Below are 20,764 nucleotides of genomic sequence, written 5' to 3'. Positions count from 1 at the left end.
AAAGGGCACGCCCCGTCCGGCCTACCTCAGGGTATGCGGCGTGGGGGAAAAGGGTGTTCAGTCCACGCCGCTCTTGCGAGCGGCGACCCCCCAAAAACACCGGCAAAGCACGGCATACTTGTTTCAATCCAGCGGCGGGATCTGGAAGTGGTTGGGCGGCGCAAAGGTGCGGAATTCGCTGGGCGAAACGCCGACCTCGCGCGTGAACGCCTTGTAGAAGTTGCTGTAGTCCGGGTAACCGCAGCTGCGGCTGACCGTTTTCAGCGGCACGCCGCTGAGGATAAGGGACTGGGCGGTGATGATGCGGCACTCGATGACATAGCGGTAAAAAGATTTTCCCAGCTTTTGGCTGAAGAGGTGCTCCACCGTGGAGGGGCTCACGAAAAAATGCTCCGCCGTGCCCTGCAGGGTGATGGGGGAGGCGTAGTTTTCGTGGATATAGGTGACGAGCTTGTCCAGCAGTGGGCTTTTGTGCCCGTGGATGCCCGAAACGATGTTTTTATCCGAGATGGTGCGGTTGAGCTGTACCAGAAAATTGATACAGGCGTAATGGGCGCAGGCGGTCCGGCAAAGGGCCTCGCCCTGCATCTCGAACCAGATGGTTTGAAGATAATTTTCCAGCGTCTGGGCCAGCGCGGGGGTGGAGCAGCGCACCATATATTCCTCCCGCTCGCGGCACAGACGCATGGCATAGTCCATATCGGGGTCCAGCGCGACGATGTTTTTGAGAAAATCGTCGGAGAGCCAGAGCACGTACCGCTTGTATTGGTGGGCGTCCTGCTGAAAGATGGGGTGGTGCATCACCGTGGGCGGGATGAGCAGGATATCCCCGCGCTTGAGCTGGTAGCTGCGCGAGCCCACCACATAGCTCTGCAGGTCCCCCTCGCAGAACAGATAGAGCTCATAAAAAGGATGGGCATGGAATTCCACCGTGGGGGAGTCGGCGTCCAGGCAGTAGCGCAGCTCGATCTCTCGGGACTGCATCTCCTGTCCCGGGTTAAAACGCATGGGGCGGATGGAACGTTTCATGGGCGGCCTCCTGTTCTGGTGTAAAACATCCAAAAATTGCCATATACCAAATGCACAAAAAAAATAAAGAGTGATTATGGAATCTGTGGGTATCATACGACATATTTGCAATAAATGCAATATAGTATGAAAAATAAACCATAGAAATTGTAATTATTACATGCTAACATATAAAAAACTGATAAGAGATAGCACTTGAAAAATAGCTAGAAAAATAAAAGGAGGAGAAAATGGGAAAAAAGGTTTTTGCTTACAAAAGTAAAGAGATCACACAATACCCAGGGGCATATTCTTGGGAATATTTTTCTGAGGAAGAGTCTGCCTGTAAAGGCTTTAAGGCGATGATGAATCACTTTTATAATGAAGAATATATTGTTCCCTATGGTCTCCACGAAGATAATGAAGGCTTTTATGTTGTAAGTGGAAAGGGGAAGATGATCATTGGCAGCGAAGAATATGACTTGGCACCCGGAGTTGCCATGCTGGCACCGGCCCATGTTCCCCATGCGATCAAAAAAACTTCCTGCGAAGAGCTGGAAATTTTTTTATTCCACTTTCCCGTAATAGAAAAATAAGGCGAAAAGCAGGCTCGCGGAAGATAAGCCTTTTATAGGAGAAATAAGCTTTCGAATCAATAAGGAGCAAGGTAATGGACGAGAAAATTTTATTTCGAGCGGAAAAAATCAACAAATCCTTTGGCCCAACTCATGCGGTCGCTGATTTTTCTATAGAAATTTCTCCGGGTGAGGTGCGTGGACTTATTGGAGAAAATGGCTCCGGGAAAAGCACTTTTTCTGCAATTATAGCGGGATTACATAAGCCGGATTCAGGCAGGCTCTTTTTTCAAGGAAAAGAATATATGCCGTCCGATACCAGTATGGCAGCGCAGGCAGGAGCATCTTTGATCGTACAGGAGATAGGGACGATTGCGGGGATTTCTGTAGCTGCAAATATTTTTATTAATAAAGAGCGAAAATTTGCAAAACACGGAATGCTCAATTATGAAGAAATGAATCGTGAGGCCCGGAAGATTTTAGACAAAATAGGGGGAGAGCATATTGATCCTTCCGTGATAACTGGCAAACTGAATTTGGAGGATAGAAAACTGGTGGAGATCGCCAAAGCGATGTATTCACAACCGGCATTGCTGATTATAGATGAAACCTCCAATGCGTTAACAACTCATGGAAGAAATATTTTATACCAGAATATCGATGCTGTCAGGCAAGAAGGCGGTAGCGTTATTTTTATCACCCATGATTTGGACGAATTGATGTCCGTATGCGATAGCGTGACTATTATGCGGGACGGACATTATATCACCACTCTGCGAGGAGCAGAGATGGAACAGAAAAAAATGAAAGAGTTGATGGTGGGGCGTGAGATCAGTAATAACTTTTACCGCTCGGATATGGAGCCCAACTATCGCCGGGATCGGGTAGTGCTGGAAGCTACTGATTTGTGCAGTATAGAAGTAGGCAATGTAAGCTTTAAACTACATGAGGGAGAGATCCTGGGGATTGGAGGATTGGCCGAGAGCGGTATGCATGAGCTGGGACGGCTGCTATTCGGTCTTGAAAAAAAGGACTCGGGAGAAGTGGTTGTGGCAAAAAGCGGAGACCGTATCCATAATCCTCAAGATGCGATCCGAAACAGTGTTGGCTATATGTCAAAAAACAGAGATACAGAAGCTCTGTTGCTGAGATTCAGCATTAGTGACAATATTGCACTTCCCAGTTTGGACCGCATCAAAGAAAAGGGAATGATTTTCAAAAAAAATGAACACAAGTTGGCTGGACAATGGGCAGAAAACCTGTCTATCAAAATGCGAGGCCTGGATGATTTGTGTACAAAACTCAGCGGTGGAAATAAACAGAAGGTGGTTCTGGGTAAATGGCTGGGCAATGATTCTCACATCCTTATCATGGATTGTCCCACACGAGGCATTGACATCGGCGTGAAAGAGGCGATCTATCGCCTGATGGAAAATTTAAAGGCAGAAGGCAAGGCGATCGTGATGATCTCCGAGGAACTTCCAGAATTGATTGGAATGAGTGATACCATTCTGATCATGAAAGACGGTATGATAACCCGTACGATTGAGCGCGGTGAGGATGTCACTGAGCAAACGGTAATCCAATATATGATTTAGGGGGATGCCCAATGTCAAACAAGATACTGCAAGCAAAGAAGCCGGCTGGGCTCAGACACTATAAAGGATATTGGCTGACAAGACTTGTGGATTTTTTTCCTGTCCTGGGATTTTTGGCTATTATTGTGTTTTTTGGGTTAGCTACCGGGGGGAAAATGTTCACTTGGTTTAATATTAAGACAATTTGGAAGCAGTCTTTTCTTTATATTGTCGGTGGCTTGGGAGTGATATTTTGTTACGCTCAGGGAGTGCATGATTTTTCTCTGGCTTCCAATATCGCACTCAGCGCTATTTTGGGAACAAAGATCGGTGGAGATAACGCCTTTCTCACAGTATTGATAGCGCTGGGAGTGGGCACGGCAGTGGGCGCGGTTAACGGGTTCATTTATTCGCGCACAGGTGTGGGAGACTTTATTCTGACCTTATGCATGAATTTTTTGATCTCAGGCACGTTAATTACGCTCATGGGAAATGTAGCTTATCAGCCGGGCTCCAAAGGACTCATAGCTTTGAACAGCGGAATTTTTGAGGCGATCGTCATTTTTGCAGTTACACTTATCGTAACTTTCGTTTTTAACTTTACCAAATATGGCCGCTATTGCAAAGTTTTGAGCGCAGGACCGACGGCTGCTTCCCAGTGTGGAGTAAATGTAAAAGGCATGAAGTTCATGGCTTTTTTAGTGGCGGGATTTACTGCAGGGGTCATTGCTGTTTTATCTGTCATCCGTACGGGAACCGCGGGATCTGGCACAGGGGCAATGTTCCATTTTAACATTATGATTTGCATGATTTTAGGCGGCATGCCATTGAGCGGGGGAAGAGATGCAAAGATCATCAATGTTTTCTTTGGGGTGCTGGGATGCATGGCGCTGACGAATGGAATGGTTATGTTGGGATTGAGCAGCCGGGCACAGGACGTAGTAAAAGGGATCGTATTTATTGTTGTGGCCGTGGGAATGACCCGCTTGCGCGATAAGGCAAACGCAATATAGTGATGTCCTGAAGGAAGTGAACTTCCTTTTATAATTAAGCAAAATGGAGGAAATGAAGATGAAAAAATTATTGTGTTCAATTCTCGTGTTGTGTCTGTGCATGGGAATGGCAGCTTGCGGCGGAGGGGACGGGCAGGGAAGCGGAACGCCTGCCCAATCCGGCGCGGCAGCCGGCGGTTCTTCTGCTGTGCAGAGTAAGGAGCTAGAGGCATGGACGATGGGGTGCATTGATCCTGGAGCGTGGAATGCTGCCTACGGACCGGTTTACGATCAATTGGAAGCACTGGCGGACGCACTGAATTATAAGATCATTTATGCTACACGTGCCTCCGCGTCTACAGACGACACTCTGGCGGCAGTTCAAAATTTGATCGTTTCGGGTGCGGATGCGCTGGTTTTGGGAAATGATGTCCTTGGATGTTACATGCAGGTCGCAGATATTTGCGAAGAAGCGAAAGTCTATTGGACTATGTATTGGGCCGGCGTTTCAGAAGAGGACCGGGAAGCGCTCAACAATTATAAATACTATGTGAGCGCTACTTATGAAGATGAAGAATATGCCGGATACTGGCTGGGCAAGGCTGCCGGAGAGGCGGGCTGCAAGAACCTTTGTCTGATCGGGGCCCCGGATGGCCTGGACTTCACCATCCGCCGCAATAAGGGGCTGGACCGCGCCTGTGAAGAATATGGAATGACGATTTTGGCTCAAGAGCGTGATATTACTCTGACAGGTTCTGCCGCCGGCGGTATGGATATTGTGAATCGCTTTTTGGAAACTTATCCTCAGTGCGACGGTATTATCATTCAGGGAAGAACGCATTCATGTCTGGCGGGCGTAGTGAATGGGTTGTCCGATGCAGGAAAAACAGAAGATATTCCCATTTTTGCCATCGATTGCAACATTAACCAGACCGAATACTTTGCTAATAAACAGGAAGCAGGCGTTATTGGCGGCCATCATCTTGGCGGTATGTACAATACTATTTTGCTGACGAATATCATAAACGGGACTCCGCTGACGGATGAGAAGCCTTATCTGCTCAACCACTATGTGGAGCTGACCACAACGGAGCAGTGCGAGCAGTGGGCTCATCACGTATGGGATAACAATGCCTATACAGGAGAAGAAATTTTGCAGTACATCAAGGCGTATAACCCTCAGGCAACTTATGAAGATTTAGTAGCGCTCACGGAGAGCTATAGCCTGGAGGATATCATCGCACGTCACGGCTGAACAGGGAAAGTTCGCCGGCGGGACGGCAGAGGCCGATTCTGTAAAACACTCGTGATTTAAGATTCGGGGTATCCGCCAGCGATTCGTCGTTGGCGGATACCCACAAATTAGGGCGCTTTGCCGCCAGCTTGGGGGACAGATTGTGGAAAAAATCAAAAAGCACTTAATATCAGTGCTCATGTTTTTACTGATTCCAAGTGTGGTGTATGTGATCTTTTTATGTATGCGACCGGCTGCATTTGGAAAGATCTCCATGCTGTCAATGTTAATTACGCAGTCTTTCATCAATTCGATCATTGCGTGGGGCCTTACTTTTAGCATGACGGCAGGAAATTTGGATTTATCAATCGGGGCACAGATATCGGTGTCGACGATCGTAGGATGCCTTTTGTCCCAGCAATATGGAATGGTGGGGCTTGTGTTGGGCTGCCTGGGAACGTCGTTGCTGATCGGCGCGATTAAAGTGGCACTGATGAGAGTTATCAGGACTTCTTCGATGGTCATAAGCATTGCATATGCGCTTATCCTTGCATCCATTGGAGGAGTCATTGGCGGCAGCAAAGTTCTGGTTATCAGTAATGATTGTACCATCCTGGGGCGTGCGCCTTGGAATCTAATTATTTTTATAGTCATGGGGATCGCAATGTATTACCTGCACCGGTACAGCGTTTATGGGGCCAGGGCGCGAGCCGTTGGAGGCAACTCTGTTCTGGCAGAGTCCGCGGGGATTTCTACTCTTAATATCCAGAGCGTAGCGATTATGCTTGCGGCGGTCTACGGAGGAATAGCGGCATTGCTTTCGCTGAGTTATGGAACGGGAACATCGATAGAAAATGGACTGGACACCATAGGTACGGCCTTTCAAGCGATGCTGGGCGTATTTGTTGCCGGCTTTATTGCCAAACATGTAAACATTGTATTTGGTGTGTTTGCCGGGATATTGTCTTTGAATATTTTGCAGACGGGATTGGTTGCAATTAATTTGGACACCAACCTGAAGAATTCTGTGACCGGCTTGTTCCTTATTCTGCTGATGTCAGTTACTGAACTAAAGAATATGTCTGCCACCGAGAAACTGCGCAGGGAAGCAAGCAGGACTAACGCCTTAAAACGACAACAGGGCTGAAAAAGTGGACCTCATCGAACAATGAGGACCAGTGGAAAAGGGAGATGGAAAACAATGTATGTCATTAAGGGGAGAGTCATTGATGGAAACGGCGGCGCCCCTATAGAAAAAGGCGCCGTGGTCGTTGAGGGAGATAGAATCCTTGAGGTATGCGAGGAGAAAGCATTGCAAGTACCGCCAGATGCTCAGATATTGGAAGTTGCAGATGGAACAGTGATGCCGGGACTTATCGATCTACATACGCATATCGGGGGTGTGGGGAAACTGTTTACAATGTCCCCGCATGAAGCTACGGCACGGGCTTTGCCCAAACTGAAAGAGATTCTTTACTCCGGATTCACCACAATTCGGGAATGTGGAGGGATAGGGGTCCATATTCGATCTTGTCAGGAGGAGGGCGTTTTTGAAAGTCCGCGTATCAATTCAGCCGGAATGGGAGTATTTCAGACAGGCGGTCATGGGGACGCCTTGAATGGAATGATAATGCCCACGGGTATTCCTAAAAACTTATTGACGACATGGGGTCTGTGCGCAGATGGTGAGGCGGAGGTCAGGCAGCAATGCCGATATACTTTGAGCCAGGGCGCAGATTTTATCAAAATAGCGACGTCTTCCGGTGTCAATAGCCGATGCAAGACGGTGAACAAGGTGGAATTTTCTGATTCAGAAGTCAAAGCAGCGGTCGAGGAAGCAGAGCATTTTGGAACTTATGTTAGCTCCCACGCGGTCAGCAACGGAGGAATCAAGCTGGCCGCCCGCAATGGAGTACGCACGATCGAGCACGCCACCTTTTTAGACGAAGAGGCGGTGGAACTGATCGAGAAAGCGGGGGCCTATATTATACCCACTTTCGCTTTGGCAAAAGTGCAGTATGATATGCGGGACAGGCTGGACCCTCTGGTGGGAAAGAAGATTGCAGTTGCTTATGAAGCGCATTGCCGAACTTTTGAACTGGCATTCAAGGCAAACCTTAAAATAGGAGTTGGCACAGACTTTTTCCCGGGCCCTGATAATGCATTGGAGATGGAATTCCTGGCTGGTCTGGGAATGGATCCTATGGCAGTGATTCAGGCGGCGACAAAAACAGGGGCAGAGGTGCTGATGAGAAACGATATAGGTACGCTGGATAAAGGAAAGCTGGCGGATATCATTCTGGTTTCGGGCAATCCACTGAAAAACATGGGATTGCTTCGAAGGACGGAAAATGTCAAAGTAGTAATGCAGGGCGGGAAAATTGTCAAACAACTTTAAACTGGATATCTGCAACACGGACTTCATCTATCCGCTGGGGTCCTATCTGGATTCGCTGCTGCACCAGCTCAAGATCAGCGAAGAAGTCTACTCCAAGGTCTGCCGTCTCAACGCGCAGGAGCTGCTGGGCCTGTAAACCGGGCGCGGCAGGGGGCGCGGCACAGCGCGGCCCGCGCAGGGCCCGCCGCTGCGCCGGCGGACGGTAGAGCTGCCGTCCCCCGGCTGGCGGCCCCCTTTTGCGCCCGCGCGGCGGTCTGCCGCCCGTGTGTGAAAGGGGGCTGTTTTCTTCTGCGGGCGGGACGCCCGCCGGGAAAAGTGCGCACGGCAATCGGATGAGGAAGGATGTAAAAAGATGAACTTTATGGATGCGGAGTTCCTTCTCTCGGGGGAAGCGGCCCGGAGACTGTATGAACAGACCGCGGAGATGCCGATCTTTGATTACCACAACCATCTCGACCCGCAGGAGATCGTGGAAAACAAAAATTACAGCTCCGTCACCTCCATGTGGCTGGCGCGGGACCACTACAAATGGCGCATCCTGCGCGCGGCGGGCGTCCCGGAGCGCTATATCCGCGGGGAGGCGGACGACCGGGAAAAGTTCCGCGCCTTTGCCGCCGCCTGTGAAAAGGCCATCGGCAGCCCGGTCTACTACTGGACGAACCTGGAGCTGCGCAGGCTGTTCGGCGCAAAAGAGCCCTTGACCCCGCAGAGCGCCGACCGGCTGTACGACCTGTGCAACCGCAGGCTGCAGCAGGACGACCTGCGCCCGCGGGCGCTGCTGCGGCGCTTAAAGGTGCGGGTGCTGTGCACCACCGAGGCGCCCGACGCGGGGCTGGAATGGCACAAGGCCTTTGCGCGGCGGGCGGACGACGGCCTGCGCATCTCCCCGGGCTTCCGCCCCGACGGCGTGCTCCACATCGGCAAGCCCGGCTGGGCGGACAGCGTCAAAAAGCTGCTGGCCGCAGAGGGGGTGCAGGAGGACAGCCTGGACGGCCTGGAGGCGGCGCTCGCCTCGGCGCTGGACCGTTTCAAGGCGCTGGGCTGCTTTACCAGCGACCACGGCTTTGAGCGGTTTGCTTACCGGACCGCCAGCCGGGACGAGGCGCAGGCGGCATTTCAGCGCGCCCTGCGGGGGGAACCCCTCACGCGGGAGGCAGAGGACGGCTATGTCAGCTATCTGGCCGCCCGGCTTGCCGCCCTTTACCACAGCCGCGGCGTGGTGATGCAACTGCATCTCGGCGCGCTGCGGGACGCCAACACCCGGGGCTTTGCGCGCATGGGGGCGGACAGCGGTTATGACAGCGTGGGCCGGACGACCGACCCGTCTGCGCTGGCGGCCTTTTTGGACGATCTGGCGCAGCGGGACCAGCTGCCGGACGTGATCCTCTACTGCCTCAACCCCTGTGATTATCCCGTTTTGGCGACCGTCTGCGCCACTTTTGGCGGCGGGCGGCCCGGACGGGTGCAGCTGGGCGCCGCATGGTGGTTCAACGACACCGAGCGCGGCATCCGCGAGCAGCTGCAGTATCTGTTTGAAAACGGCATGTTCGCCTATACTCCGGGCATGCTGACCGACTCGCGCAGCATCGGGTCTTTTGTGCGCCACGAGTATTTCCGCCGCATTGTCTGCGACGAGGTGGGGGCCCTGCTGGACAGCGGCAGATACCACAGCTTCGACGCAGCGCGGGCCATGCTGGAGGATGTGTTTTACAACAATGCCCGGCGGCTTTTTATCGGGGAGAACGCGCCTTGAAAAGCGCCGGCGCCGGACAGGATATGTTCCGGGCCGCATTTTTCGCCGCGCGGGGCTTTTTGACTGCCGGAAGAGGGCGCGGGAGCGCGCTGCGGCAAAGCGCCGCGGCCTGATTTTAAAAAGACGACCTTTTGACGAACAGGAGGAGAGAAGATGAAACTCAGGGAGAATTGCAGATACGACCTGATGACGGTCACCAGCATGGGGGTGCGCATCACCCCGGCGGACCGCCAGCCGGTACACACCAGCAGGCTGTATTCCATGCAGGCCACCAGCGCCGAGAGCAATGTGCTGAACGTGTCCGCGTCGCTTGGGCTGCGCACCAAGGTGCTCACCCGGTTTGTGGCCGACAGCGCCGTGGCCGCCTTTATCAAGGGCGAGCTGCGGCGGCGCAACATCGAGTTTGAGGGCAAAGAGGTAGACCAGGGCGGCCCCTGGGGTTACCGGCACCAGTTCAATATTGCCGACAGCGGCTATGGCATGCGGGCGCCCCGCGTGCTCAACGACCGCGCAGGCGAGGTGGGGCGCGGCCTCAGTGCCGCGGATTTTGACCTGGACCGCCTTTTCGGCGAAGAGGGCTGCCGCATCCTGCATCTGTCCGGCCTGATCGCCGCCCTTTCAGAGGAGGCGACCCAGTGCTGCCTGGAGGTGGCGCGGGCCGCGAAGAAGCACGGCACCGTGCTCTCGTTTGACATGAACTACCGGGCCAGCTTCTGGAAGGGCCGGCAGGAAGAGCTGCGCCGCAGCTTTTCCGAGATCGCCTCGCTGGCCGATATCCTCATCGGCAACGAGGAGGATTTTCAGCTCGCCCTGGGCATCGAGGGGCCGCCCGCCGGCGGCAGCGGCATCCAGGACAAGATCGACGGCTTTAAGGGCATGATCGAACGGGTGCGCGCCGCCTACCCCAACGCCAGCGTCTTTGCCACCACCCTGCGCGAGGCGCTCAGCGCCAACAGCCATGAGTGGGGCGCGGTCATGCTGGCCGAGGGCGAATGGCATGTCGAGCCGCTGCGGGAGATCCCGGTGCTGGACCGCATCGGCGGCGGCGACGGATTTGTCAGCGGCATGCTCTACGCGATCCTGAAAGGCTGGGCGCCGGAAAAATGGATCCAGTTCGGCTGGGCGACCGGCGCGCTGGCGGCGACCGTGCTGGAAGATTACGGCACCCCCGCCGACGAGGCGCAGGTGTGGAGCATCTACAAGGGCAACGCCCGCGTCGTGAGATAGGCGAAAGGGGAGAGACGGATGGCACAAGCGGATATTGCAATGATCGGCATGGCGGTGATGGGGGAGAACCTGGCCCTGAACATGGAGGACAAGGGATTCTCGGTAGCTGTTTATGATATTGCGGAGGGCGTGGTGGACCGCTTTCTCGCAGGGCGCGGGGCGGGCAGACGCTTCATTGGTGCGCACAGCCTGCCGGAGCTGGTGGCCGCGCTGAAACGCCCGCGCAAGGTGATGATGATGATCCGCGCAGGCAGCCCTGTGGATGAGACCATCGACCGGCTTTTGCCCCTGCTGGAGCCGGGCGACATCATTATCGACGGCGGCAACAGCCATTTTGCCGACACCGCGCGCCGCACGGCGCTGGTGGAGAGCAAGGGCCTGCTGTATGTGGGCACCGGCGTTTCCGGCGGCGAGATGGGGGCCCTGCACGGTCCCTCGATGATGCCCGGCGGCTCCCCGGCCGCGTGGGAGCAGGTGCGGCCCATCTTTCACGCCATCTGCGCCAGCACCGACGGTTCCCCCTGCTGCGAGTGGGTGGGTTCCGGCGGGGCGGGCCACTTTGTGAAAATGGTCCACAACGGCATCGAGTACGGCGACATGCAGCTGATCTGCGAGAGCTACCAGCTGATGCGGGACCTGCTGGGGATGACCAACGAGGAGATGCACGAGGTGTTCCGGGAGTGGAACGAGGGCGAACTGAACAGTTACCTGATCGAGATCACCCGCGACATCCTGGCGTACCGGGAGGAGGACGGCGGGGCGCTGGTGGACCGGATCCTGGACACCGCGGGGCAGAAAGGGACCGGCAAGTGGGCCTCTATCGCCGCGCTGGACGAGGGGGTCGCCCTGACACTGATCGGCGAGGCGGTCTTTGCGCGCTGCCTGTCCGCGGCCAAGGAGGAGCGGGTGCGGGCGTCCGGCCTGCTGCGCGGCCCCGACGTGCGTTTTGAGGGGGACAGGGCGGCGCTGGTGCGGGATATCCGGGACGCGCTCTACGCTTCCAAGATCGTCTCTTATGCGCAGGGGTACGCCCTGATGCGCACGGCGGCCGCGACCTACGGCTGGGACCTCAACTTTGGTGAGATCGCCCTCATGTGGCGCGGCGGCTGCATCATCCGCAGCGTCTTTCTGGGGGACATCAAACGCGCGTTTGACGCCGACCCGCAGCTGACCAACCTGATGCTGGACGGCCATTTCCGCGAGGTGCTGCAGCAGGCGCAGGGAGGCTGGCGGCGGGTGTGCGCCCGCGCGATGGAGTGCGGCGTGCCGGTGCCGGCCATGAGCGCGGCGCTCAGCTATTACGACGGTTACCGCTGCGCGCGGCTGCCCGCCAACCTGCTTCAGGCGCAGCGCGACTATTTCGGCGCCCATACCTACGAGCGGCTGGACGCGCCGCGGGACAAGTTCTTTCACACCGACTGGACCGGTGAGGGCGGCGGCACGGCGTCCTCCACCTACAACGCATAGACGGAGGCGGGCATATGATCGATCAGGTATTGCTGGAAGAGCGGGAGGGCGCGATCACCGCCGAACGGATCGCCCGGGCGGTAGAGGCCTCCCTTGCCGACTGCCGGGACAAGCTGAACAGGGTGCTGCTGGTGGTGCCGGATTACACCCGCTTCCACTCGGGCGCGGGGCTGATCGCAAACCTCTATTACCACCTGCTGTCCGGCGCCTGCGAGGTGGATCTGCTGGAGGCGCTGGGCACCCATGTGCCCATGACGCGGGAGCAGTGCGCGGACATGTACGGGGATATCCCGTTTGAGCGGTTCATCCCCCACGACTGGCGCAGCGACGTGGTGCGCCTGGGCGAGGTGCCGGGCAGCTTTGTGCGCCAGGTGTCGGAGGGCATTATGGACCAGCCCATCCCGGTGGAGGTGAACAGGCACCTGCTGGATGGATACGACCTGATCCTTTCCATCGGCCAGGTGGTGCCCCACGAGGTGGTGGGCATGGCCAACTACAGCAAAAATATCCTGGTGGGCACGGGCGGCAGCGGCATGATCAACTCCTCCCACATGCTGGGGGCGTTCTACGGGCTGGAGCGGATGATGGGCCGGGACAGGACCCCGGTGCGCCAGGTGTTCGACTATGCGCAGCAGCACTTTCTCGCCGGCCTGCCGCTGAACTATGTGCTCACCGTCACCACCGCCCCGCACGGGGAGATCGACACCCACGCCCTTTTCATCGGCAGCGGGCGCGCCTGTTTTGAACAGGCGGTGACCCAGGCGCAGAGATATAACCTCAATTTGATCGACGAGCCCTTTGACAAGGTGGTGGTGCTGCTGGACGGCAAAGAGTTCAAAAGCACCTGGCTGGGCAACAAGGCGGTCTACCGCACCCGCATGGCCATCCGGGACGGCGGCGAGCTGATCGTGCTGGCGCCCGGGGTGGACCGCTTCGGCGAGGACCCGGAGATCGACGGGCTGATCCGCAAATACGGCTACTGCGGCCGCGAGGAGGTCATCCGGCTGTGCGGCACACAGCGGGACCTGCAGCAGAACCTGTCCGCCGCCGCCCACCTCATCCACGGCAGCAGCGACGGCCGTTTCCGCATCACCTACTGCACGCGGCTGCTCTCCCGCGAGGAGGTGGAGGGGGTCTGCTTCAGCTACCTGCCCTATGAGACGGCCGCACAGAGGTACGACCCGGAAAAGCTGGCCAGCGGCTATAATACACTGCCGGACGGGGAGCGCGTTTACTATATCCCCAACCCGGCGCTGGGGCTGTGGGCGGACCGCAAAAAATTTGAGAAAGCGTGAAAGTGATGACAAAACTTCCCTTTAAGATCGACCTGGGCGGCAAGACCGCCGTGGTCACCGGCGCTGGCGGCGTGCTCTGCGGCGGTTTTGCAAAGACGCTGGCGGCCTGCGGGGCAAAGGTAGCCCTGCTGGACCTGAACCTGGAAGCCGCGCAGGCCGTGGCTGCCGCCATCGAGGCGGAGGGCGGCACGGCCCGGGCCTACAGGGCCAACGTGTTGGAGCGGCAGACCATGGAGGCCGTGGCGGGACAGGTGCTGGCCGACCTGGGCGGCTGCGATATCCTGATCAATGGGGCGGGCGGCAACAACCCGCGCGCCACCACCGATAAGGAGTATTACGAGCCGGGCGACCTGGATGCCGAGACAAAATCCTTTTTTGACCTGGACCCGGCCGGGGTCGAGTTCGTCTTTAACCTTAACTTCATCGGGACCCTGATCCCCACCCAGGTCTTTGCCCGCTATATGACGGAGGGCGGCGGCGTCATCGTGAACGTCTCGTCCATGAACGCCTTTACCCCCCTGACCAAGATACCCGCCTATTCCGGGGCCAAGGCTGCGGTGAGCAACTTTACCCAGTGGCTGGCGGTCCACTTTGCCCGGGTGGGGATCCGGGTCAACGCCCTTGCGCCGGGATTTTTTTCCACAAAACAGAACGAGGCGCTGCTGTGGAACCCCGACGGCAGCCCCACGGCGCGCACCGGCAAGATCCTGGCGGCCACCCCCATGGGCCGCTTTGGCCAGCCGGAAGAACTTTCCGGCGCGCTGCTCTACCTGGTCAGCGACGAGGCCTCCGGCTTTGTGACCGGCACCGTGATGCCGGTGGACGGCGGCTTCTCGGCTTATTCGGGCGTGTAAGTGTGACGAAAGGGGCCGCAAGACGGCGTACCATCACGGACGGAGACGCTCTGCCAAGAGAGCACTTATCGGCAGAACGCCCGTCCCCGCCCGCAGGGGCGGCGCAGGCTGAGACATACTGCCGGTTTGCGGTGCGTGCCCCGCACGGGCTGTCATCTGCAGGGGCGGCGCGGATCGAAACCCGCTGCATCTCCCGTTTGAGCGCCAGCGCCTTGGTCCCCGTCCGCAAGGGCGGCGCGGATCGAAACAACGACCGGGAGCGCCGGGAGTGGGAGCAGCTCGGGCCCCCGCCCGCAAGGGCGGCGCGGATCGAAACCGCCCCGCGGACAGGTTGCGGCCAGCATTGAGGCAGTTGCCGCCCGCAGGGGGCGGCGCGGGTGGGCGGCGGGGCGCGCGGCGCAGCCGGGCCCCGGGTTTTGCGGTCTCGCCCCGCCCGGGCAGCACAGAGGCAAACGCGGCGCGTGCCGCCTTGCTTTCCCGCAAGCCTTTTGCCCCTGCTTTTTGCCGGATGCATCCCCATTACCGGCATGGGGGCGCCGCAGCCGGCGGGATTGCGGTTTTCGGCAGAGCGCGGCAAAATAAAAAAACACGGCGGAGCGATCCGCCGTGTTTTTTGTGCTGTTTGTGGCAGGTCAGGCCTTTTTCCCTTTGGTGGCTTTCATCCGCAGATCGTTTTTCAGGATCTGCTTGCGGATGCGGTAGCTTTTGGGGGTGACCTCCAGCAGTTCGTCGGTGTTGAGGAACTCCAGAGCCTCTTCCAGGCTGAAGCGGCGCGGCGGGATGAGCCGCAGCGCGTCGTCGCTGCCCGAGGCGCGGGTGTTGGTCAGATGCTTGGTCTTGCAGACGTTGACCGCCATGTCGTCCCCCTTGGGGTTCGAACCGACGACCATGCCCTCGTAGACCTCCTCGCCCGCCCCGATGAACAGGGTGCCGCGCTCCTGCGCGTTGTACAGGCCGTAGGTCACCGCGGTGCCGGTGTCGAAACTGATCAGCGAGCCGGTGGTGCGGGTGGGCAGGTCGCCCTTGTATTCGCCGTAGCCGTCAAAGATGGTGTTCATAATGCCCTCGCCGCGGGTGGCGGAGAGGAACTCGCTGCGATAGCCGAACAGCCCGCGGGACGGCATGCGGAATTCAAGACGCATGCGGGTGTCGCCCTGCGGATGCATTTCGACCAGCTCGCCTTTGCGGCCGGACAGCTTTTCAATGACCGCGCCCTGGTACTCGGTGGGCACGTCGATGACCACCAGTTCGTAGGGCTCCAGCCGGTTGCCGGCCTCGTCGGTGTGCAGCAGCACTTTGGGCGGCGAGACCTGGAATTCGTATCCCTCGCGGCGCATCTTTTCAATGAGGATGGACAGGTGCATCTCGCCGCGGCCCATCACCCGGAAGCTGTCGGTGGTGGTGGAATCCTCCACCTGCAGGGCCACGTCGCGCAGCAGCTCCTTGTGCAGCCGCTCACGGATCTGGCGGCTGGTGACAAATTTGCCCTCTCTGCCCGCGAACGGGGAGTCGTTGACCGAGAAAGTCATCTCCACGGTGGGGTCGGTGATCTTGACAAAGCTGATGGGGTTGGGCATCCCGGCGTCGCAGATGGTGTTGCCGATCGTGACGTCCTCAATGCCGGAAAACATCACGATGTCGCCCGCAGAGGCGGACTCGATCTCCTTGCGGCCCACACCGTCAAAAGCGTACAGCGCGGTGATGCGGGCGTTTTTGCACAGGTCTTTGTTGTGCCAGTCGCAGACGGTGACGTTCTGGCCCACTTTCATGGAGCCCGCGTCGATGCGGCCGATCGAGGTGCGGCCCACGAATTCGTTGTAGTCGATGCAGGACACCAGGCACTGCAGGGGCGCGTTGGGGTCGCCCACCGGCGGTTTCACATACTCGACGATGGTGTCGAACAGCGGCTTCAGATCGGTGCCGGGCGCGTCGGGCGAATAGCTGGCGGTGCCCGCGCGGCCGGAGCAGAAGACCATGGGGGAGTCCAGCTGCTCGTCGGTGGCCCCCATGTCCATCAGCAGCAGCAGGACCTCGTCGATGACTTCTTTGATGCGGGCGTCGGGACGGTCGATCTTGTTGACCACGATGACGATGGACAGGTTCTGGTCCAGCGCTTTCTGCAGCACAAAGCGGGTCTGGGGCATCGGCCCCTCTGCAGCGTCCACCAGCAGCAGCACGCCGTTGACCATCTTCAGCACCCGCTCGACCTCGCCGCCGAAATCGGCGTGGCCCGGGGTGTCGACGATGTTGATGGTGACGCCGTTGTACTCGGTGGAAGCGTTTTTCGACAAAATGGTAATGCCGCGTTCCCGTTCAATGTCGCCTGAGTCCATCACGCGGTCGGCGACGACCTGGTTGTCACGGAAGACGCCGCTCTGTTTCAGCATCTCGTCGACCAGGGTCGTTTTGCCGTGATCGACGTGGGCGATGATCGCGATATTGCGCAGATCTTTTCTCTCCATACTTCCCGTTCCTTTTTCTCAAATTCCTATATGCAGACGTAATATTCTATAATATAACAGAGCAAATGTCAAGGCGCGCGGACGGCGCGAAAGGGCCGCCAAAGGTGGATTTTCAGCGCCCCGCATGGTAAAATGAGGAAGCGGTGTCAAGGAGGAGGAAGCGCAGATGAAAAGATCGCCCGCGCGCGGAGGCGCGCTGCTGGCCCTGACGGCGCTGATCTGGGGGTTCGGCTTTGTGGCCCAGTCGGCGGGGCTGAGCTATATCGGTCCCTTTACGATGAACGGGGTGCGCAGCCTTATCGCGGGGCTGGTGCTACTGCCGGTGATCCCGCTGATGGACAGGCTGTCGGGGCGCCGTCCCTCGCTGTGGGGCGCGGCCGCCGGCCCGGCGCAGCGCAGGACCCTGCTGCGCGGCGGCCTTGCCTGCGGCCTGGCGCTGGCGGCTGCGTCCTCGCTGCAGCAGGTGGGCATCGCTTATACCACGGTGGGCAAGGCGGGCTTTCTGACGGCGCTGTATATCCTGCTGGTGCCGCTGCTGGGCATTTTCAGGGGGCGCAGGCCCGCGGGCCGGCTCTGGATCGCCGTGGGCGCGGCACTTGCGGGCATGTACCTGCTGTGCGCTGGTGAGGGCTTTTCCATCGGCCTTGGGGATGGGCTGATGCTGCTCAGCGCCCTCGGGTTTGCCGTGCATATCCTGGTCATCGACCATTTTGCAGACAAAACGGACGGGGTGCGGATGTCCTGCATCCAGTTTTTTGTCTGCGGCGCGCTCTGCTGCGGGGTGATGGCTTTTACAGAAAAGCCCACCGCCGCTGCGCTGGCGGCCGCCTGGGCGCCGGTGCTCTATGCGGGCGCGGTCTCCGCCGGGGCGGGATACACGCTGCAGATCCTGGGCCAGAGGGAGCTGGACCCCACCGTGGCCTCGCTGATCCTCAGCCTGGAATCTGTTTTTGCGGCGCTGGGCGGGTGGCTGCTGCTTGGGCAGTCGCTCAGCGGGCGCGAGCTGGCGGGCTGCGCGCTGGTCTTTGCGGCCATTCTGCTGGCCCAGCTGCCCGTGAAAGGGGAGAGGCGCCGACAAGACCGTGACCGGGACGAAAAAGAGGAAAAGCCGGTGTGATCGCGCGGCTCAGGTGGGTATACTGAAAAGAAAGGAAAAAGCGGCTCAAGATGCCAAAGAGGCCTGGGCCGCCTGTTTTGAGGAGGACGCCATGAAAAATATTCTGATGATCGGCACAGGGGGAACCATCGCCTCGGACATCACGGACGCGGGCCTCACCCCGGAGCTGTCCACCGAGGACCTGCTGCGCCAGGTCCCGGGGCTGGAAAAGCTGTGCAGGGTGGACTGCCTGCAGGTGTGCAGCCTGGACAGCACCAATATGACGCCGGCCCGCTGGCTGGACATCGCGGCTGCGGTGCGGGAAAACTATGACCGCTTTGACGGCTTTGTCATCTGCCACGGCACCGACACCATGGCCTACACGGCCGCCGCCCTCAGCTATCTTATCCAGGGCAGCCCCAAACCCATCGTGCTCACCGGCAGCCAGAAGCCGATCCACATGGAGATCACCGACTCCAAGACCAACCTGCTGGACAGCTTTGGCTGCGCCTGCGACGGGCGCATCGCCGGGGTGCAGGTGGTGTTCGGGGGCGCGGTCATCGCGGGCACGCGGGCACGCAAAAATTATTCCAAAAGCTTTTCCGCCTTTTCCAGCATCAACTATCCGGTGCTGGGGGTGACGCGGGAAGGCAAGCTCATCCCCTATCTCAGGCCCGAGGCGGCGGAGCGGCCGCAGTTTTATCAGGCGCTGAACGAGCGGGTGGCTCTGCTGAAGCTGATCCCGGGCGCGCGGGCGCGCCAGCTGGAACTGCTGCTGGAGGAAAACGACGCCGTGATCATCGAGAGCTTCGGCGTGGGCGGGGTGCCCACCGACGGGGGCTATCTGGAGGCGATCGGGGCCGCGGCGGAGAAAGGGAAGATCGTGGTCATGACCACCCAGGTGCAGAACGAGGGCAGCGACCTTGGCGTGTATAAGGTGGGGCATGTGCTCAAGGGTGCGCCGGGCGTGCTGGAGGCTTACGATATGACCACCGAGGCGGTCACGGCAAAGCTGATGTGGGCGCTGGCGCAAACGCGGCAGCCGGACGGGATAAAGCGCCTGTTTTACACGCCGGTGGCAAACGATATCCTGTGCGCGGAGGAGTGAGCGCGCAGGCCTTTCCTGCGGCCGCAGGCCGCAAAAGCGCCGGGAAGCGCAAAAAAGAGGACGCCGGCGGCGTCCTCTTTTTCTGTGCCCCCTTGCGGCTGCGGGGACGTCCCCGCCTCCAGCCCTGCGCCCCAGACGCGGGGAGGGGGAAGCGGGACGCGATTTTTCTGGAAAAAAATAAAAGGCATCCGTTTGGATGCCTTTTATTGGTGGGCGGTAAGGAACTCGAATCCCTGACCCCCTGCACGTCAAGCAGGTGCTCTACCAGCTGAGCTAACCGCCCATATCCTGTCGGCTGCGTTGTGCGACGGTTTATATTATATAATGGCGGCGCCATAAAATCAACCCTTTTTTTCAAAAAAATATTTTTTGCGCCTTTTTCGCTCCCCCTGCGCGCGGTTGCCCCGCGGTCTGCTTTGTGCTATAATAAATCGGTTAATAAACCCGCGACCAGACCATGCTGAAAAGGAGGACTGCGCGTGCGCATTCTCGGCATCGATCCCGGCTATGCCATCGTCGGCTACGGCGCGCTGGACTACAGCGCCGGGCGCTTTAAAGTGGCGGAGTTCGGGGCCATCACCACCCCGGCCCACACCCTTTTTGAAGAGCGCCTGGTCAGCGTTTACGACGAAATGACGGCCCTGCTGGAGCGCACAAAGCCCGAGGCGATGGCGATCGAGACCCTGTTTTACGCCCACAATCAGAGCACCGTCATCTATGTGGCCGAGGCGCGCGGGGTCATCCTGCTGGCCGCCCGCAAAGCGGGGGTGCCGGTATTTGAGTACACGCCGCTGCAGGTCAAACAGGCGGTGGCCGGGTACGGCAAAGCGGTCAAAAAGCAGGTGCAGGAGATGACCCGCGCCATCCTCAAGCTGGACCGGGTGCCAAAGCCCGACGACACGGCCGATGCGCTGGCCATGGCCATCTGCCACGCGCATTCCAGCCGCAGCCAGCTGTTCGGCCGCACCGGCACGGTGAACAACTATAACCTGCGCCCCGGCGACCTGAGCCGCAGGCGGTGAGCGCCCTGCGGGCAGCCTGCCGGCAGGGGCGGAAAAGGCACAGATAGGTGCCGCCCAAGCGGCGGCGGGAGGTAAAAGGAGAGATATGATCTATTCCCTGAACGGCAAAATCACAGAAAAGGGCCTGGACCGGGTCGTCGTGGAGTGCGGCGGCGTGGGCTACGAGGTGGGGGTGCCCGCCTCCGCGGCCTCCGCGCTGCCCCCCCAGGGCGGCACCGCCACCCTTTATACCTATTTAAATATCACGGAAAACGACGTCTCGCTGTTCGGCTTTCTCACGGCGGCGGACCGGCAGATGTTCAAGCTGCTCACCAGCGTTTCCGGCGTGGGGCCCAAGGCTGGGCTGGCCATCCTGTCGGCCCTGCCCTGCGACCGCATCGCGCTGGCCGTGTCCGCGGGAGACGCCAAGGCGTTTACCGCCGCCAGCGGCGTGGGGCCCAAGCTGGGCCAGCGCATCGTGCTGGAGCTCAGGGACAAGGTGGGCAAGGGGCTGGCCGACGGCGTTTCGCTGGCCGACGTCTCAGGGGCGGCTTCCGCGCCCGCAGGGGGCGCGGCCCAGGCTGTGGCTGCCCTCTGTTCGCTGGGCTACGGCCAGAGCGAGGCCGCGCTGGCGATCGCAAAGCTCGACCCGGCGCTGCCGGTGGAAGAGCTCATCAAACAGGCCCTGAGATCCATGGCCGGAAAGGTGCGGTGAGG

At 58.7% G+C, this 20,764-nt stretch carries 18 protein-coding genes and 1 tRNA gene; 16 read left to right on the top strand and 3 right to left on the bottom strand.

The window, feature by feature from the left end; translation table 11 throughout:
- Positions 1-123 precede the first annotated feature (123 nt).
- The gene (locus tag H8S23_RS03035; protein WP_186886822.1) at positions 124-1,029 is read right to left on the bottom strand and encodes a helix-turn-helix domain-containing protein; all 906 of its coding nucleotides are present in this window, start codon (positions 1,027-1,029) and stop codon (positions 124-126) included.
- A 230-nt stretch (positions 1,030-1,259) separates the two neighbouring features.
- Here H8S23_RS03035 and H8S23_RS03030 point away from each other — a divergent pair, with 230 nt between their 5' ends.
- The 12 genes from H8S23_RS03030 to H8S23_RS02975 all read left to right on the top strand — a co-directional run bounded on the left by H8S23_RS03030 (position 1,260) and on the right by H8S23_RS02975 (position 14,380).
- Positions 1,260-1,604 (top strand): cupin domain-containing protein, encoded by a 345-nt coding sequence (locus H8S23_RS03030; protein WP_186886821.1) that lies wholly within the window; start codon positions 1,260-1,262, stop codon positions 1,602-1,604.
- A gap of 74 nt (positions 1,605-1,678) precedes the next feature.
- Positions 1,679-3,181 carry a sugar ABC transporter ATP-binding protein gene (locus H8S23_RS03025; RefSeq protein ID WP_186886820.1) on the top strand — a complete coding sequence of 501 codons (1,503 nt, stop codon included), beginning with the start codon at positions 1,679-1,681 and terminating at the stop codon, positions 3,179-3,181.
- 11 nt (positions 3,182-3,192) lie between these two features.
- Positions 3,193-4,173 (top strand): ABC transporter permease, encoded by a 981-nt coding sequence (locus tag H8S23_RS03020; RefSeq protein WP_186886819.1) that lies wholly within the window; start codon positions 3,193-3,195, stop codon positions 4,171-4,173.
- A gap of 58 nt (positions 4,174-4,231) precedes the next feature.
- A complete protein-coding gene (locus H8S23_RS03015) occupies positions 4,232-5,407 on the top strand; it encodes a sugar ABC transporter substrate-binding protein (protein WP_186886818.1) in 1,176 nt (391 codons plus the stop codon).
- A 142-nt stretch (positions 5,408-5,549) separates the two neighbouring features.
- Positions 5,550-6,533 (top strand): ABC transporter permease, encoded by a 984-nt coding sequence (locus H8S23_RS03010; RefSeq protein WP_186886817.1) that lies wholly within the window; start codon positions 5,550-5,552, stop codon positions 6,531-6,533.
- 54 nt (positions 6,534-6,587) lie between these two features.
- Positions 6,588-7,784, top strand: a complete 1,197-nt coding sequence (locus H8S23_RS03005; RefSeq protein ID WP_186886816.1) for a metal-dependent hydrolase family protein — start codon at positions 6,588-6,590, stop codon at positions 7,782-7,784.
- The gene (locus tag H8S23_RS03000; protein ID WP_186886815.1) at positions 7,768-7,920 is read left to right on the top strand and encodes a hypothetical protein; all 153 of its coding nucleotides are present in this window, start codon (positions 7,768-7,770) and stop codon (positions 7,918-7,920) included. Before H8S23_RS03005 ends, H8S23_RS03000 begins: the two co-directional genes overlap by 17 nt.
- 216 nt (positions 7,921-8,136) lie before the next feature.
- Entirely contained in the window at positions 8,137-9,537 is a 1,401-nt protein-coding gene (gene uxaC, locus H8S23_RS02995) for a glucuronate isomerase (RefSeq protein WP_186886814.1), read from the top strand.
- A 153-nt stretch (positions 9,538-9,690) separates the two neighbouring features.
- Positions 9,691-10,764 (top strand): sugar kinase, encoded by a 1,074-nt coding sequence (locus H8S23_RS02990; RefSeq protein WP_186886813.1) that lies wholly within the window; start codon positions 9,691-9,693, stop codon positions 10,762-10,764.
- Between the two features lie 18 nt (positions 10,765-10,782).
- Positions 10,783-12,231, top strand: a complete 1,449-nt coding sequence (gene gnd, locus H8S23_RS02985; protein ID WP_186886812.1) for a decarboxylating NADP(+)-dependent phosphogluconate dehydrogenase — start codon at positions 10,783-10,785, stop codon at positions 12,229-12,231.
- Positions 12,232-12,245: 14 nt separating this feature from the next.
- Positions 12,246-13,526, top strand: coding sequence for a nickel-dependent putative hexonate epimerase (locus tag H8S23_RS02980; RefSeq protein WP_186886811.1), 1,281 nt, complete (start codon positions 12,246-12,248; stop codon positions 13,524-13,526).
- A gap of 5 nt (positions 13,527-13,531) precedes the next feature.
- Positions 13,532-14,380, top strand: coding sequence for an SDR family oxidoreductase (locus H8S23_RS02975; protein WP_186887228.1), 849 nt, complete (start codon positions 13,532-13,534; stop codon positions 14,378-14,380).
- A gap of 632 nt (positions 14,381-15,012) precedes the next feature.
- Here H8S23_RS02975 and typA read toward each other — a convergent pair.
- Positions 15,013-16,842, bottom strand: coding sequence for a translational GTPase TypA (typA, locus tag H8S23_RS02970; protein ID WP_186886810.1), 1,830 nt, complete (start codon positions 16,840-16,842; stop codon positions 15,013-15,015).
- A gap of 166 nt (positions 16,843-17,008) precedes the next feature.
- On the opposite strand from typA, the gene H8S23_RS02965 reads away from it, so the two are divergent.
- Both H8S23_RS02965 and H8S23_RS02960 read left to right on the top strand, forming a co-directional pair.
- A complete protein-coding gene (locus H8S23_RS02965; RefSeq protein WP_186886809.1) occupies positions 17,009-17,959 on the top strand; it encodes a DMT family transporter in 951 nt (316 codons plus the stop codon).
- A 91-nt stretch (positions 17,960-18,050) separates the two neighbouring features.
- Complete coding sequence (locus H8S23_RS02960) at positions 18,051-19,046, top strand: asparaginase (RefSeq protein WP_186886808.1); 996 nt, start codon at positions 18,051-18,053, stop codon at positions 19,044-19,046.
- Positions 19,047-19,253: 207 nt separating this feature from the next.
- On the opposite strand, the gene H8S23_RS02955 is transcribed toward H8S23_RS02960, so the two are convergent.
- Positions 19,254-19,329 (bottom strand) — tRNA-Val (locus H8S23_RS02955).
- A 196-nt stretch (positions 19,330-19,525) separates the two neighbouring features.
- Here H8S23_RS02955 and ruvC point away from each other — a divergent pair.
- Entirely contained in the window at positions 19,526-20,068 is a 543-nt protein-coding gene (ruvC, locus tag H8S23_RS02950) for a crossover junction endodeoxyribonuclease RuvC (RefSeq protein WP_186886807.1), read from the top strand.
- An 85-nt stretch (positions 20,069-20,153) separates the two neighbouring features.
- Entirely contained in the window at positions 20,154-20,762 is a 609-nt protein-coding gene (ruvA, locus tag H8S23_RS02945) for a Holliday junction branch migration protein RuvA (protein WP_186886806.1), read from the top strand.
- The last annotated feature ends 2 nt before the right edge of the window (positions 20,763-20,764 follow it).

The organism is Anaerofilum hominis (genome assembly GCF_014287275.1).
Classification (GTDB): Bacteria; Bacillota; Clostridia; order Oscillospirales; family Ruminococcaceae; genus Pygmaiobacter; species Pygmaiobacter hominis.
Note: the sequence above shows the minus strand (reverse complement) of the source record. Positions and strands in the feature narration are given on the sequence as shown.

Coding starts and splice junctions, on each gene's coding strand:
- H8S23_RS02975 (WP_186887228.1), top strand. CDS start 13,532: ATGACAAAACTTCCCTTTAAGATCGACCTGGGCGGCAAGACCGCCGTG.
- gnd (WP_186886812.1), top strand. CDS start 10,783: ATGGCACAAGCGGATATTGCAATGATCGGCATGGCGGTGATGGGGGAG.
- H8S23_RS03025 (WP_186886820.1), top strand. CDS start 1,679: ATGGACGAGAAAATTTTATTTCGAGCGGAAAAAATCAACAAATCCTTT.
- H8S23_RS02960 (WP_186886808.1), top strand. CDS start 18,051: ATGAAAAATATTCTGATGATCGGCACAGGGGGAACCATCGCCTCGGAC.
- H8S23_RS03015 (WP_186886818.1), top strand. CDS start 4,232: ATGAAAAAATTATTGTGTTCAATTCTCGTGTTGTGTCTGTGCATGGGA.
- H8S23_RS02980 (WP_186886811.1), top strand. CDS start 12,246: ATGATCGATCAGGTATTGCTGGAAGAGCGGGAGGGCGCGATCACCGCC.
- H8S23_RS03035 (WP_186886822.1), bottom strand. CDS start 1,029: ATGAAACGTTCCATCCGCCCCATGCGTTTTAACCCGGGACAGGAGATG.
- typA (WP_186886810.1), bottom strand. CDS start 16,842: ATGGAGAGAAAAGATCTGCGCAATATCGCGATCATCGCCCACGTCGAT.
- H8S23_RS03005 (WP_186886816.1), top strand. CDS start 6,588: ATGTATGTCATTAAGGGGAGAGTCATTGATGGAAACGGCGGCGCCCCT.
- H8S23_RS03030 (WP_186886821.1), top strand. CDS start 1,260: ATGGGAAAAAAGGTTTTTGCTTACAAAAGTAAAGAGATCACACAATAC.
- H8S23_RS02965 (WP_186886809.1), top strand. CDS start 17,009: ATGAAAAGATCGCCCGCGCGCGGAGGCGCGCTGCTGGCCCTGACGGCG.
- ruvA (WP_186886806.1), top strand. CDS start 20,154: ATGATCTATTCCCTGAACGGCAAAATCACAGAAAAGGGCCTGGACCGG.
- H8S23_RS03020 (WP_186886819.1), top strand. CDS start 3,193: ATGTCAAACAAGATACTGCAAGCAAAGAAGCCGGCTGGGCTCAGACAC.
- uxaC (WP_186886814.1), top strand. CDS start 8,137: ATGAACTTTATGGATGCGGAGTTCCTTCTCTCGGGGGAAGCGGCCCGG.
- H8S23_RS02990 (WP_186886813.1), top strand. CDS start 9,691: ATGAAACTCAGGGAGAATTGCAGATACGACCTGATGACGGTCACCAGC.